This window comes from Pseudomonas sp. 18175, from assembly GCF_050432925.1.
GTDB lineage: Bacteria > Pseudomonadota > Gammaproteobacteria > Pseudomonadales > Pseudomonadaceae > Aquipseudomonas.
In genome coordinates, this window is record NZ_JBKFTO010000006.1 from 194,716 (window position 1) to 207,946 (window position 13,231).

12 protein-coding genes are annotated in these 13,231 nt (G+C 59.2%); 8 read left to right on the forward strand and 4 right to left on the reverse strand.

All coding sequences use genetic code 11. From position 1 onward, the window contains the following. Positions 1 to 309: 309 nt before the first annotated feature. Genes ACLD1Y_RS10715 through ACLD1Y_RS10725 form a run of 3 tightly spaced genes read left to right on the forward strand, consistent with a single transcriptional unit; the run spans position 310 to position 2,938 of the window. Complete coding sequence (locus ACLD1Y_RS10715) at positions 310 to 1,749, forward strand: cytochrome ubiquinol oxidase subunit I (RefSeq protein WP_429477919.1); 1,440 nt, start codon at positions 310 to 312, stop codon at positions 1,747 to 1,749. A gap of 1 nt (position 1,750) precedes the next feature. Next, on the forward strand, positions 1,751 to 2,758 hold the full coding sequence (cydB, locus tag ACLD1Y_RS10720) for a cytochrome d ubiquinol oxidase subunit II (RefSeq protein WP_429477921.1): 1,008 nt from the start codon (positions 1,751 to 1,753) through the stop codon (positions 2,756 to 2,758). Positions 2,759 to 2,770: 12 nt separating this feature from the next. Beyond that, on the forward strand, positions 2,771 to 2,938 hold the full coding sequence (locus ACLD1Y_RS10725; RefSeq protein WP_010562540.1) for a DUF2474 domain-containing protein: 168 nt from the start codon (positions 2,771 to 2,773) through the stop codon (positions 2,936 to 2,938). 65 nt (positions 2,939 to 3,003) lie between these two features. Here ACLD1Y_RS10725 and ACLD1Y_RS10730 read toward each other — a convergent pair whose 3' ends face one another. Together ACLD1Y_RS10730 and ACLD1Y_RS10735 are read right to left on the reverse strand one after the other, a co-directional pair. Next, positions 3,004 to 4,128: a methyltransferase gene (locus ACLD1Y_RS10730; protein ID WP_429477924.1), complete on the reverse strand. Its 1,125-nt coding sequence runs from the start codon at positions 4,126 to 4,128 to the stop codon at positions 3,004 to 3,006. A gap of 167 nt (positions 4,129 to 4,295) precedes the next feature. After that, positions 4,296 to 5,006, reverse strand: coding sequence for a helix-turn-helix transcriptional regulator (locus tag ACLD1Y_RS10735; protein ID WP_429477926.1), 711 nt, complete (start codon positions 5,004 to 5,006; stop codon positions 4,296 to 4,298). 400 nt (positions 5,007 to 5,406) lie between these two features. Here ACLD1Y_RS10735 and ACLD1Y_RS10740 point away from each other — a divergent pair, with 400 nt between their 5' ends. Further along, the gene (locus tag ACLD1Y_RS10740; RefSeq protein ID WP_429477928.1) at positions 5,407 to 6,183 is read left to right on the forward strand and encodes a ferredoxin--NADP reductase; all 777 of its coding nucleotides are present in this window, start codon (positions 5,407 to 5,409) and stop codon (positions 6,181 to 6,183) included. Between the two features lie 45 nt (positions 6,184 to 6,228). Here ACLD1Y_RS10740 and mscL read toward each other — a convergent pair whose 3' ends face one another. After that, complete coding sequence (gene mscL, locus ACLD1Y_RS10745; RefSeq protein ID WP_429477930.1) at positions 6,229 to 6,645, reverse strand: large-conductance mechanosensitive channel protein MscL; 417 nt, start codon at positions 6,643 to 6,645, stop codon at positions 6,229 to 6,231. A gap of 287 nt (positions 6,646 to 6,932) precedes the next feature. Here mscL and katB point away from each other — a divergent pair, with 287 nt between their 5' ends. From katB to radA, 3 genes are all read left to right on the forward strand, one after another. Then, positions 6,933 to 8,474, forward strand: coding sequence for a catalase KatB (katB, locus tag ACLD1Y_RS10750; protein WP_429477932.1), 1,542 nt, complete (start codon positions 6,933 to 6,935; stop codon positions 8,472 to 8,474). Between the two features lie 137 nt (positions 8,475 to 8,611). Next, on the forward strand, positions 8,612 to 9,160 hold the full coding sequence (locus ACLD1Y_RS10755) for an ankyrin repeat domain-containing protein (RefSeq protein ID WP_429477933.1): 549 nt from the start codon (positions 8,612 to 8,614) through the stop codon (positions 9,158 to 9,160). A gap of 35 nt (positions 9,161 to 9,195) precedes the next feature. Beyond that, positions 9,196 to 10,563 (forward strand): DNA repair protein RadA, encoded by a 1,368-nt coding sequence (radA, locus tag ACLD1Y_RS10760; protein WP_003235145.1) that lies wholly within the window; start codon positions 9,196 to 9,198, stop codon positions 10,561 to 10,563. Positions 10,564 to 10,615: 52 nt separating this feature from the next. Here radA and ACLD1Y_RS10765 read toward each other — a convergent pair whose 3' ends face one another. Next, on the reverse strand, positions 10,616 to 10,984 hold the full coding sequence (locus ACLD1Y_RS10765) for a PilZ domain-containing protein (RefSeq protein WP_429477936.1): 369 nt from the start codon (positions 10,982 to 10,984) through the stop codon (positions 10,616 to 10,618). Positions 10,985 to 11,158: 174 nt separating this feature from the next. Here ACLD1Y_RS10765 and ACLD1Y_RS10770 point away from each other — a divergent pair, with 174 nt between their 5' ends. Next, a complete protein-coding gene (locus ACLD1Y_RS10770) occupies positions 11,159 to 13,225 on the forward strand; it encodes a carbon starvation CstA family protein (RefSeq protein WP_429477938.1) in 2,067 nt (688 codons plus the stop codon). Positions 13,226 to 13,231: the final 6 nt, after the last annotated feature.

The following is a 13,231-nucleotide window of genomic DNA, read 5'->3' on the forward strand; positions in this document are numbered from 1 at the left end:
AGGTCAGGGCCAGAGGGAGCGCCGAGATTATCACCAAGTTGTAACAGATAGTTGCAGGATCTGATCTGAGGCAGTCTGTCACGCGGCAAAAGGCCACGCCGTCCTACAGCGAAATCCGGACTACTCTTTCACCCATGCTTGATCCAGATCAAAACCTCCGTGGGGATTGGTCTGGCGGTCGAAAGGCCAGATTCCCTATGTGGTTGGTCAAAAAAAGAAACGAATTGAAATTCGCCAGACTCCATATCCGTGGGGGCAGTGGGTGCAGGCTCCCGCCAGCAGCCGGTATTACCTGACAGAGGAAGACTTATGTTCGGTTTGGAGGCGCTAGATCTCGCCCGAATTCAATTTGCATTCACCATCTCGTTCCACATCCTGTTCCCGGCGATCACCATCGGCCTGGCCAGTTACCTTGCGGTACTGGAAGGCTTGTGGCTCAAGACCCATAACGACACCTACCGTGACCTCTACCATTTCTGGTCGAAGATCTTTGCCGTCAACTTCGGCATGGGTGTGGTCTCCGGCTTGGTCATGGCCTACCAATTCGGCACCAACTGGAGCCGCTTCTCGGACTTCGCCGGCGCCGTCACCGGGCCACTTCTTACCTATGAAGTGCTCACGGCCTTCTTCCTCGAGGCCGGTTTCCTCGGCGTGATGCTGTTCGGTTGGAACAAGGTGGGGCGAAACCTGCACTTCTTTTCCACCGTAATGGTGGCCGTTGGTACGTTGATCTCGACCTTCTGGATCCTGTCGTCCAACAGCTGGATGCAGACGCCCCAGGGCTTTGAAATCATCGACGGCCGTGTGATCCCCACCGACTGGTTTGCGGTGGTCTTTAACCCGTCCTTCCCTTACCGCCTGGCGCACATGGCCACGGCGGCGTTCGTGGCGACTGCGTTCTTTGTCGGCTCCTCGGCGGCCTGGCACTTGCTGCGCGGCAAGGACAACCCGGCGATCCGCAAGATGCTCTCGATGGCAATGTGGATGGCCTTGATCGTTGCGCCTATCCAGGCGGTGATCGGGGACTTCCATGGCCTCAACACCTTGAAGCACCAACCGGCGAAAATTGCCGCGATCGAGGGCCACTGGGAAAATATCGGCAATGAGCCGACCCCGTTGATCCTGTTCGGCTGGCCGGACATGAAGGCCGAAAAAACCAAATACGCGGTGGAAATCCCTTACCTGGGCAGCCTGATCCTCACCCACTCCCTGGACAAACAGGTGCCGGCGCTCAAGGAGTTCCCGCCTGAGGACCGTCCCAACTCGACCATCGTGTTCTGGTCGTTCCGGGTCATGGTCGGCCTGGGCTTCCTGATGATCTTCACCGGTCTGTTCAGCCTCTGGCTGCGCCGGGGCGACAAGATGTACACGTCCAAGCCGTTCCTGTACCTGGCGTTGTGGATGGGCCCGTCCGGGTTGATCGCGATTCTGGCGGGTTGGTTCACCACCGAGATCGGCCGCCAGCCGTGGGTGGTCTACGGCTTGATGCGCACGGCGGATGCTTCATCCGGGCATAGTGTGGCGCAGATGACCATCACCCTGGTGCTGTTCGTGGTGGTGTACTTCGCGCTGTTCGGCGCCGGTTTGGGCTACATGATGCGCCTGGTGCGCAAGGGGCCTCAGACCCACGAAGGCAGCGAGCCTACCCACGGTGGCCCTGGCCAGAAACGTACGCCGGCGCGTCCTTTGTCGGCTGCCGATGATGGCAGCGATGACGACCACACCCACATCCAGCACAAGGGGCATTGAGATGGGTATTGATCTTCCGCTGATCTGGGCCGTGATCATCATCTTCGGCATCATGATGTACGTGGTCATGGACGGTTTCGACCTGGGTATCGGCATCCTCTTTCCGTTTATCCCCGGCAAAGTCGACCGTGACGTGATGATGAACACCGTCGCCCCGGTATGGGACGGCAATGAAACCTGGCTGGTCCTGGGCGGCGCGGCGTTGTTCGGCGCGTTCCCGCTGGCTTACTCGGTGGTGTTGTCGGCGCTGTACCTGCCGCTGATCCTGATGCTGATCGGGCTGATCTTCCGTGGTGTGGCTTTCGAGTTCCGCTTCAAGGCCAAGGACCACAAGCGTCACCTGTGGGACAAGGCGTTTATTGGCGGCTCGATTGCCGCCACCTTCTTCCAGGGCGTGGCGCTGGGGGCGTTTATCGATGGTATCCCGGTGGTTGACCGCCAGTTCGCCGGCGGTTCGCTGGACTGGCTGACGCCGTTCACGATGTTCTGCGGCGTCGCGCTGATCGTGGCCTACGCGTTGCTGGGTTGCACCTGGCTGATCATGAAAACCGAAGGTTCATTGCAGGAGAAGATGCACAACCTGGGGCGGCCACTGGCTTTCGCGCTGCTGGCAGTGATTGGCATTGTCAGTATCTGGACGCCGTTGGCGCACCCGGAAATCGCTTCGCGTTGGTTCACTCTGCCAAACCTGTTCTGGTTCCTGCCGGTGCCGATCCTGGTGCTGGTGACCCTGTACGGGCTGATCCGCGCCGTGGCACGTAACGCGCACTACACACCGTTCCTGCTGACGCTGGTGCTGATCTTCCTCGGCTACAGCGGCTTGGGCATCAGCCTGTGGCCGAACATCATCCCGCCGTCCGTGTCGATCTGGGATGCTGCCGCGCCGCCGCAAAGCCAGGGCTTCATGCTGGTGGGCACGCTATTTATCATCCCGTTCATCCTGGGCTACACCTTCTGGAGCTACTACGTGTTCCGCGGCAAGGTCACCCACGAAGACGGCTACCACTAGGAGGGTCGTTGCATGTCCGGCAAACCTACGTTGCACGAGATTGAACAGGCCGAGAAGCAGCCACTGTGGCGACGCCTGGGGTGGCTGGCGATGATCTGGACTGGCAGCGTGCTGGCCCTGTTCGTCGTGGCCAGCCTGATGCGTATGTTTATGAATGCGGCTGGCCTGACCACTCACTGACATCCCGATCCGGGCTTGACCGCCCGGTTTTCAACCCTGCCCCTCGCAAGAGCGGCAGGGTTTTTTTATTTGCGTGCTTTAAGGATGACGAATTTCGGGGTGGTGGCGACTTGCTCTACGCCACGAAACAGGCGTGCCAGTTTGGTGTGATAACCCAAGTGGCGGTTGCCGACTATATAAAGGGCACCACCGACCACCAGGGTTTCCCGTGCCTGCTGGAACATGCGCCAGGCGAGGAAGTCACCGACTACCTGCTGTTGGTGGAACGGTGGGTTGCACAGCACCACGTCCAGCGAGTCGGGGGCCTGGCCGGCCAGGCCATCGGCGGCACGCACGGTGACGTTGCGATCACCGAGGGCGGCTTGCCAATTTTCCTGCGCTGATTGCACCGCCATGTAGGACTCGTCCACCAAGGTGTATTGCGCCTCGGGGTTTTGCAGGGCGCTGGCAATCGCCAAGACGCCGTTGCCGCAGCCCAGGTCCGCCACGCGGGCGCTGCCCAGGTTTTTCGGCAGGTGCGGCAGGAATGCACGGGTGCCGATATCCAGGCCTTCGCGGCAGAACACGTTGGCGTGGTTGAGCAGTTCGATGGCGGGGGCGTCGAGGGTGTAGCGGGTCGGGTAGGGCGAGACTGCCACGGGGCGATCCGCCACGGTGGCGATCAGCAGCCGTGCTTTTTTTACCGCCAGTGAGGCGTGCATCGGCCCGATATAACGCTCCAGCAACTCCCCGGCGGCCCGTGGCAGATGCTTTATCATTGCCCCGGCAATCACTTCGGCACCCGGCGCCAGTTGGCCTTGTAGGCGGATCAACTGTTCTTCCAGCAGCGCCAGGGTCTTGGGTACGCGGATCAGTACCCGATCGAACGGCCCGGTTGGCACTTGGCTGGCAGGCACGAATGTCACGGCGTCAAAAGCCTTGCCGTTGCGCACCAGGTTTTTCTCCAGGCCTTGGGCCGCCAGGAACGAGTCGCCGCTGGAGGTCACCTGCACCTGGCCATCAAGGCTGGCTGCCAGGGCGCCGAAGCTGTCATTGAGCACCAGCACGCGGGTGGTGGCGCTGGGCTGTTGTTGCGCCAGGTGGCTGAGCAGGTATTCGTCGGCGGCGTCGAAGGCTTGCAGCGGATCGTTGTGTTGCTCTGGCTGGCGGATCAGATCGAGCTGGGCGAAGGGGCTTTCGAGCAGGGGCATGGCGGGGGAGGCTCTGGATCATCGATGGGTGTTCGGCGAGGGGTAACCGGCCGGACCGTCTGAGTGAACTGCGAGGCGGCGCCCTCAAGGCACGGCATCAACACTCAGAATTGGCGGTAAATGTTACTTTTTTTTCGGTGGTATTACATGCGGTGTTTCCACGCGGGTTAAAACAGCCCCGCTTTTGACGCGCAGAGTACAGCGGCAATCTTGTTATTGACCCCCAGCTTTCTGAAGGTGCTCTGCAAATGGAACCCCACCGTACGCTCCGCCAGGCACAGGATCGCAGCGATGTCGGCTGCGGTTTTACCCATGGCCGACCATTTGAGAATCTCCGTTTCTCGCGGGGTCAAGTTGCAGGTGGGGCGTGCGCTTTGCTTGCCGGCGAACTCCTGTACCACCACGGCGTGCATTGCGTGGCAAAGCCACAACACCAGGCCAGCTTTTTCGTACAGCTCCTCTGCGGTGACTGTTCCGGTACTTCGACTCAGGGTCAGCATGCTGAAAACGCCCTGGAAATCATGCACCGCCTGGGTCCAGCCCAAGTGCACACCATGGGATTGGGCGAGCGTCCATAAATGCGGTGTGGCGCTGAAGGTTTTTTTATCCCATACGATAGGCAAAACACTGTTCTTACAGTGATTCACCACAGGATCTACATCAAAGTAGTGTGCTTGGTTGTAAAGATGGGTCCATTCATTTGGGTAGTTATTAAGATTTATTGGTTTCGTTTGGTTGGTTGGTTGTTGTGAACTCATCGTAAAGGAGCAGTGTTTAAAGCCGAGCTCAAAGGTTTGATTGATGACCATCTCATAAACGGTGGTGATCTTGTTTTCGCCGGCCAGTTTGGGGAGTCTTGTGTTGCGCCAGTTGACCATTGGTAACTCTCCATGAATATTGGTGTGCCGAGGGTACGTCCTCCATCCCATCGCGACACGGATCTGAGTGTAGGACAACGGCTACACGAACAACGGAAATTTTTGTTCTTGTACGACGCGCTTTAAGCCGTTTTTTAAAAATCTATTAGTTGGCTTAGTAAGTACCTGGTTATTTTTTCAAAATTTTTAATGGGTTATCAGGCTTGTAAAGATTAACTAACAGTCAGTCGGTTTCGATCTCAAGCCGAAGCAGACTTGGTTAATAGCGAATTGATCAAAGGTGCAATTAAATCGCTATCGCTTATGTTTGCGCAGTGAATTGACGATGCCACTACAAACCACCGGTGTTTCCGCGCCTCGCTTTGAGGGACACTAGGGCACCTGTAGAACGGAGCCCCCCATGACGGCCAGTGCTGAGAAATTTACCCGCCAGACCTTGCTCGATGTGCAATCGCTGACCCCCAGCCTGTTTACCCTGCGCACTACCCGCGACCCGGGTTTTCGTTTTACCGCAGGCCAGTTTGTGCGCCTGGGCGTGACCAAGACCGACGGCAGCACCGTGTGGCGCGCGTACTCGGTGGTGTCCTCGCCGTTTGATGAGCACTTGGATTTTTTCTCCATCGTGGTGCCAGGCGGGGAATTTACCAGCGAGCTGAGCCGCCTGCGGGTGGGTGACACCTTGATGGTGGAACGCCAGGCTACGGGCTTTTTGACCTTGAACCGCTTCGTCGACGGCCGCGACTTGTGGATGCTGGGCACGGGCACCGGGGTGGCGCCGTTCCTGTCGATCCTGCAGGACTTTGAGGTGTGGGAAAAATTCGAACGCATCATCCTGGTGTACAGCGCCCGGGAAGCCAAAGAGCTTGCCTACCAATCACTGATCAATGAGTTGGGCGAGCGTGAATACCTGGCCGAGTACGCGCACAAGTTCACCTACGTGCCTATCGTCACCCGCGAACAACACCCCGGAGCGCTGAATGGGCGCATCACCACGCTGATTGAAAACGGCGAATTGGAACGCGCGGCCGATGTCGCGCTGACCCCGGAACACTCCCGCGTGCTGATTTGCGGCAACCCGCAGATGGTCGATGACACGCGCCAACTGCTCAAGCAGCGCGATATGCAATTGAGCCTGAGCCGCCGACCTGGCCAGGTGGCGGTGGAAAACTACTGGTAATAAAAAAGGCGCCTGATGCAGGCGCCTTTTTCAAACCGGCTTTGATTAAAGCGGTTTGTCATTCTGTGCCTTGAGCAGATCACGGATCTCGCCCAGCAACACTTCTTCCTTGGTCGGCGTCGGCGGCAAGCTTGGCGCCACGGCCTCTTCGCGCTTGAGGCGGTTGATCGCCTTCACACCCATGAAGATCGCAAACGCGACGATCAGGAAGTCCACCACACTCTGGATGAATTTGCCGTACGCCAGCACTACGGCCGGGACATCGCCCTGGGCAGCCTTGAGCGTCACCGCCAAATCCCCAAAATCCACGCCACCGATCAGAAGACCCAACGGTGGCATCACCACGTCGCCTACAAACGAGGAAACAATTTTGCCGAAGGCGGCGCCGATGATGATACCGACGGCCATGTCGACCACATTACCTTTGACCGCGAAGGCCTTGAACTCACTGATCACGCCCATAGGTTATTCCTTGTTACAGATGAGAAGGGTGGAACTCAGTGTAAGTCAGTCGTAGAGGGCTTGCGCGACACAACTGTTAACACTGTTAGGTTTTATCGACACATTAAATCGCAAATAGTTTGCAAAGTGCCATCAATCGCGCGCGAAATACTCGTGATTTCAGTGGGTTACCACACTATTTTATTTATCGGGTTGGTATTGTTTTTCTATTTATCTTCTACGTTCCAGGTCACTAGCCTCTGGGGAGCACAACTGAATGTGCACTAAAAAAACCAGAGGACACCTCGATGAACAGTTCAATGAACCGCAGGCCTGTACCCGCGCGAATCGCCTTGGTACTGGTGACAGCAAGCCTGCTTTCCCTGTCTGTACAAGCCGCCAACCTGACCCGTGATAACGGCGCTGCCGTGGGCGACAACCAGAACTCGCAAACCGCCGGCGCCAACGGCCCGGTGCTGCTGCAAGACGTGCAACTGATCCAGAAATTGCAACGCTTTGACCGCGAACGCATCCCTGAGCGCGTTGTGCACGCCCGTGGCACCGGCGCCCACGGCACCTTTACCGTCACCGATAACCTCAGCGACCTGACCAAGGCCAAGGTGTTCGCCGCCGGTGAAGCCACGCCGGTGTTCGTACGTTTCTCCGCCGTGGTCCATGGCAACCACTCCCCGGAAACCCTGCGCGACCCGCGTGGTTTCGCCACCAAGTTCTACACCGCCGACGGCAACTGGGACCTGGTGGGCAACAACTTCCCGACCTTTTTTATCCGCGATGCCATCAAGTTCCCGGACATGGTCCACGCCTTCAAGCCAGACCCGCGCACCAACCTGGATGATGACTCCCGTCGCTTCGACTTCTTCTCCCACGTGCCCGAAGCCACCCGTACGCTCACCGAGCTGTATTCCGACTCCGGCACCCCGGCCAGCTACCGGGAAATGGACGGCAACGGTGTGCACGCCTACAAGTTAATCAACGCCAAGGGCGAGGTGCACTACGTCAAGTTCCACTGGAAGAGCCTGCAAGGCATCAACAACCTCGACCCCAAGCAAGTCACCGAGGTGCAGGGCCGCGACTACAGCCACATGACCAACGACCTGGTTACGCACATCAACAAGGGCGACTTCCCCAAGTGGGACTTGTATGTGCAGGTGCTCAAGCCTGAAGACTTGGCCAAGTTCGACTTCGACCCACTGGACGCCACCAAGATCTGGCCGAATGTGCCCGAGCGCAAAGTCGGCCAGATGGTGCTCAACCGCAACCCGGCCAACGTCTTCCAGGAGACCGAACAAGTGGCCATGGCCCCGGCCAACCTGGTGCCGGGCATCGAACCATCGGAAGATCGCCTGCTGCAAGGCCGGGTGTTTTCCTACGCCGATACCCAGATGTACCGCCTGGGCGCCAATGCCCTGCAACTGCCGATCAACGCACCACGGGTGAGCGTCAACAACGGTAACCAAGACGGTGCCATGAACCTCGGCAAGACCAGCAGTGGCGTGAACTACCAGCCAAGCCGTCTTGAGCCACGGGAAGAACCGCAAGCCGCGCGCTACAGCCAGTCAGCACTGGCGGGCAGCACCCAGCAGGCGAAGATCCAGCGTGAGCAAAACTTCAAGCAGGCTGGAGACCTGTACCGTTCGTTCAATAAGAAAGAGCGCCAGGACTTGATCGACAACTTCGGCGGCTCCCTGGCTACCACCGATGACGAGAGCAAGCACATCATCCTGTCGTTCCTCTACAAAGCCGACCCTGAATACGGTACTGGCGTTGCCAAGGTTGCCAAGGGCGACCTGGCGCGGGTGAAGGCGCTGGCCGCCAAACTTATCGACTAACCGCCACCCCCTTGTAGGAGCGAGCTTGCTCGCGAAAAACGTCAACGCTAACGCAGTGCTATCAGTCAGCCCGCGTCGCCATTGCGTTCTTCGCGAGCAAGCTCGCTCCTACAGGGGGTATGGAGAGGACCTGGATCATGCGTACTTTTATTGGATCGCTGCTGGTTTGCTGGTCGATCTATGCGTCGGCTGAAAAGCCTCCTGCCATTGATCCTGCGGCTATCAAGACACAACTGCAGGACTACTACTTCGACGCCGCCCGCCGTGGCGACCTCGATATGCTTAACACCTTTATCGACTCCGGCTACAGCCTCAACACCCAGGACGACAAGGGTTATACCGCGTTGATCCTGGCCGCTTACCACGGCCAGGGGCCGTTTGTGGCGCGTCTGCTTGATGCGGGGGCCGACGCCTGCGTGCAGGACAAGCGCGGCAACACCGCGCTGATGGGCGCGATCTTCAAGGGCGAGCTGAAGATCGCCCAGCGCCTGCTGGCCACCGACTGCAACCCCGACCAACGCAACGGCGCGGGGCAGACGGCCGCGATGTATGCCGGGCTGTTCAAGCGTGTTGAGTTGCTGGATGAGCTGAAAGCCAAGGGTGCCGATCTCAACGCCGAAGACCCCGTCGGTAACAGTGCTTCACGCTTGGTCAGCGGTGAAATCCGGACCCCGGCGCCGCGCTGAGCTATCATCGCGGTTTTTCGGTTGGAGGTTCTCAAATGGCAAAGGCCAAGCGCATGTACGGCTGCACGGAGTGCGGCGCGACCTTTCCCAAGTGGGCCGGCCAATGCACCGAGTGTGGCGCGTGGAACACCCTGACTGAAACCATGATCGAAAGCGGCGGTGCGGCAGCGCCCACCGGCCGTGCCGGCTGGACCGGGCAGCAGGCGCAGATCAAGACCCTGGCCGAAGTCAGCGTCGAAGAAATCCCGCGTTTTTCCACGGCCTCCGGCGAACTGGACCGGGTTTTGGGCGGCGGCCTGGTGGACGGTTCGGTGGTGTTGATCGGCGGTGACCCGGGCATCGGTAAATCCACGATCCTGCTGCAAACCCTGTGCAGCATCGCCAGCCGCATGCCGGCGTTGTACGTGACTGGTGAAGAATCCCAGCAGCAAGTGGCCATGCGCGCCCGTCGCCTGGGGTTGCCCCAGGACCAACTGCGGGTGATGACCGAAACTTGCATCGAAAGCATCATCGCCACGGCGCGCATCGAAAAACCCAAGGTGATGGTGATCGACTCGATCCAGACGATTTTCACCGAGCAACTGCAATCGGCGCCGGGCGGCGTGTCCCAGGTGCGAGAGAGTGCGGCGCTGCTGGTGCGTTATGCCAAGCAGAGCGGCACGGCGATCTTCCTGGTGGGCCACGTGACCAAAGAGGGCGCGCTGGCCGGGCCACGGGTGTTGGAGCATATGGTCGACACCGTGTTGTATTTCGAGGGCGAGTCCGATGGCCGCCTGCGCCTGCTGCGAGCGGTGAAGAACCGTTTCGGCGCGGTCAACGAGCTGGGCGTATTCGCCATGACTGACCGGGGGTTGAAAGAAGTCTCTAACCCCTCGGCGATTTTTCTGACCCGTGCTCAGGAAGAAGTCCCAGGCTCAGTGGTGATGGCAACGTGGGAAGGCACCCGCCCGATGCTGGTGGAAGTGCAGGCGCTGGTGGATGACAGCCACCTGGCCAACCCACGTCGGGTAACCCTGGGCCTGGACCAGAACCGCCTGGCCATGCTGCTGGCGGTATTGCACCGTCATGGCGGTATTCCGACCCACGACCAGGACGTGTTCCTCAACGTGGTGGGCGGGGTCAAGGTGCTGGAGACCGCGTCTGACCTGGCGTTGATGGCGGCGGTGATGTCGAGTTTGCGCAACCGGCCGTTGCCCCATGACTTGCTGGTGTTTGGTGAGGTGGGCCTGTCGGGTGAAGTGCGACCGGTGCCAAGCGGGCAGGAGCGCTTGAAGGAAGCGGCCAAGCATGGCTTCAAGCGGGCCATCGTGCCTAAAGGCAATGCGCCGAAGGAGTCGCCGCCGGGGATTCAGATTATTGGTGTGACGCGCTTGGAACAGGCGTTGGATGCCCTGTTCGAGTAATCAGCAACACCACAAAACCAATGTGGGAGCGGGCTTTGATTTGAGTTGTTTGTCAGATCTCCAGCAATGCCGCCAACTCCCGGTGCAGTTCCTCCTCATCACCCAGGTTCAACTCGATCAACCTTCGCAGATGACTGATCGAGTCCAGATCAATGTGCTGGCACACAAACCCCAACTGTCCATGATCCTCATGGGTCAGCCGTACCTGCATCTTGATAGGGGTCTTGGGGTCCAGGCGGATGTCGACGTCGAACGGCAACGCCTTATTCCCTTTCCATTCTTCGGGCCGTTGCACCAGCAAGCCTTTTAGCGACAAATCCACTAATTGCACTGGCCATTCCCGGCCGTTTTGCCGAAGTTCGGTCTTGGCGTCAAAGGCGATCCTGCGGAAACGACGGCGGTCAGACGCGTGCTCGGTCATGGTGAAACCCTCTGTGGATAAAGGGATTGTAGCTATGAGCCATTACTGGGCGTTTATTTCTGCTTTTTTTGCCCGTACAAGGCTCTAGACCAACGTAGGGGGGTGGTCTTTAAGGCCAACAGCGCTAAACTCGGAACGGCTGTCCTTTCTGTCCACCCTGGCTGGAATATAAAAATGAAAAATAATAATAGCCTGCTACGCCACTTACCCTGGCTGGTGCTGGCAATCGTAGGAGCGTGCGCCCTGGGCGTAGTGGCCTTGCGCCGCGGCGAGGCGATCAACGCCTTGTGGATTGTGGTCGCCGCTGTGGCCATCTATCTGGTTGCATACCGCTACTACAGCCTGTTCATCGCCAATAACGTGATGCAACTCGATCCACGGCGGGCCACCCCCGCAGTGATCAACAACGACGGTCTGGACTATGTGCCGACCAACAAACACATCCTTTTTGGTCACCACTTTGCGGCGATTGCCGGTGCAGGCCCGTTGGTCGGCCCGGTGCTGGCGGCGCAAATGGGCTACCTGCCCGGTACGCTCTGGCTGATTGCCGGCGTGGTGTTGGCCGGTGCGGTGCAGGACTTCATGGTGCTGTTCCTGTCCACCCGTCGCAACGGCCGTTCCCTGGGGGACATGGTTCGCGAAGAGATGGGCCGCATCCCGGGGACCATCGCCCTGTTCGGCTGCTTCCTGATCATGATCATCATCCTCGCGGTGCTGGCGCTGATCGTGGTCAAGGCCCTGGCCGAGAGCCCGTGGGGCATCTTCACGGTGATGGCGACCATCCCGATCGCGATGTTCATGGGCATCTACATGCGCTACATCCGCCCAGGCCGCATCGGTGAAATCTCGATCATCGGCGTGCTGTTGCTGCTGGGTTCGATCTGGCTGGGCGGGCAGATTGCCGCTGACCCGGTGTGGGCCAAGGCGTTTACCTTCACCGGCATTCAAATTACCTGGATGCTGATTGGCTACGGTTTCGTCGCGGCAGTACTGCCGGTATGGCTGATCCTGGCGCCGCGTGATTACCTGTCAACGTTCCTGAAAATCGGCACCATCATCGCCCTGGCCATCGGCATCCTGGTCACCATGCCAGACCTGAAAATGCCTGCGTTGACCCAGTTCATCGATGGCACCGGCCCGGTGTGGAAGGGCGGCCTGTTCCCGTTCCTGTTCATCACCATCGCCTGTGGCGCGGTGTCGGGTTTCCATGCGCTGATCTCCTCGGGCACCACGCCCAAGCTGTTGGCCAACGAAAGCCACGCACGCTACATCGGTTACGGCGGCATGTTGATGGAATCGTTCGTGGCCATCATGGCCATGGTCGCCGCGTCGGTGATCGAGCCAGGCGTGTACTTCGCCATGAACAGCCCGGCCGCTGTGGTCGGTTCTGATGTGGTGAGCGTGGCGCAAACGGTTAGCAGCTGGGGCTTTGCGATTACGCCAGAGGCGCTGTCGGCCGTGGCCCACGACATCGGTGAAACCACCATCCTGGCCCGTGCCGGCGGTGCACCGACCTTGGCGGTGGGTATCGCGCAGATCCTGCACAGTGTACTGCCGGGTGAAAACACCATGGCGTTCTGGTACCACTTCGCCATTTTGTTCGAAGCGCTGTTTATCCTCACGGCTGTTGATGCGGGCACCCGTGCCGGTCGCTTCATGCTGCAAGACCTGCTGGGCTCGTTCGTACCGGCGCTCAAACGCACCGAATCGTGGACGGCCAACCTGATCGCCACCGCAGGTTGTGTGGCCATGTGGGGTTACCTGCTGTACCAAGGCGTGATCGACCCGCTGGGTGGTATCAACACCTTGTGGCCGCTGTTCGGTATCTCCAACCAGATGCTGGCAGGTATCGCGCTGATGCTGGCCACCGTTGTGCTGATCAAAATGAAACGCCAACGCTACATCTGGGTGACCATGCTGCCAGCGGTTTGGCTGCTGATCTGCACCACCACCGCGGGCTTCATCAAGCTGTTCGACGCCAACCCGGCGATCGGCTTCCTGTCGCTCGCGAAGAAGTACAGTGATGCACTGGCAAACGGCCAGATCCTCGCTCCGGCGAAGAGCATTGACCAGATGCAGCACGTGATCTGGAACGCCTATACCAACGCAACGCTGACGGCGCTGTTCTTGTTCGTGGTATTCAGCATCCTGTTCTATGCGCTCAAGGTCGGCGTCGCCGCCTGGGGCAACAAAGAGCGTACGGATAAAGAAGCCCCGTTCCAGGCCCAGCCGGACGCGTGATAGAGG

Bases quoted from the DNA above. Each gene is read 5' to 3' on its own strand.
- katB (WP_429477932.1), top strand. From the start codon at position 6,933: ATGAACAGTTCAATGAACCGCAGGCCTGTACCCGCGCGAATCGCCTTG.
- ACLD1Y_RS10770 (WP_429477938.1), top strand. From the start codon at position 11,159: ATGAAAAATAATAATAGCCTGCTACGCCACTTACCCTGGCTGGTGCTG.
- ACLD1Y_RS10735 (WP_429477926.1), bottom strand. From the start codon at position 5,006: ATGGTCAACTGGCGCAACACAAGACTCCCCAAACTGGCCGGCGAAAAC.
- cydB (WP_429477921.1), top strand. From the start codon at position 1,751: ATGGGTATTGATCTTCCGCTGATCTGGGCCGTGATCATCATCTTCGGC.
- ACLD1Y_RS10715 (WP_429477919.1), top strand. From the start codon at position 310: ATGTTCGGTTTGGAGGCGCTAGATCTCGCCCGAATTCAATTTGCATTC.
- ACLD1Y_RS10765 (WP_429477936.1), bottom strand. From the start codon at position 10,984: ATGACCGAGCACGCGTCTGACCGCCGTCGTTTCCGCAGGATCGCCTTT.
- mscL (WP_429477930.1), bottom strand. From the start codon at position 6,645: ATGGGCGTGATCAGTGAGTTCAAGGCCTTCGCGGTCAAAGGTAATGTG.
- ACLD1Y_RS10725 (WP_010562540.1), top strand. From the start codon at position 2,771: ATGTCCGGCAAACCTACGTTGCACGAGATTGAACAGGCCGAGAAGCAG.
- ACLD1Y_RS10755 (WP_429477933.1), top strand. From the start codon at position 8,612: ATGCGTACTTTTATTGGATCGCTGCTGGTTTGCTGGTCGATCTATGCG.
- ACLD1Y_RS10730 (WP_429477924.1), bottom strand. From the start codon at position 4,128: ATGCCCCTGCTCGAAAGCCCCTTCGCCCAGCTCGATCTGATCCGCCAG.
- radA (WP_003235145.1), top strand. From the start codon at position 9,196: ATGGCAAAGGCCAAGCGCATGTACGGCTGCACGGAGTGCGGCGCGACC.
- ACLD1Y_RS10740 (WP_429477928.1), top strand. From the start codon at position 5,407: ATGACGGCCAGTGCTGAGAAATTTACCCGCCAGACCTTGCTCGATGTG.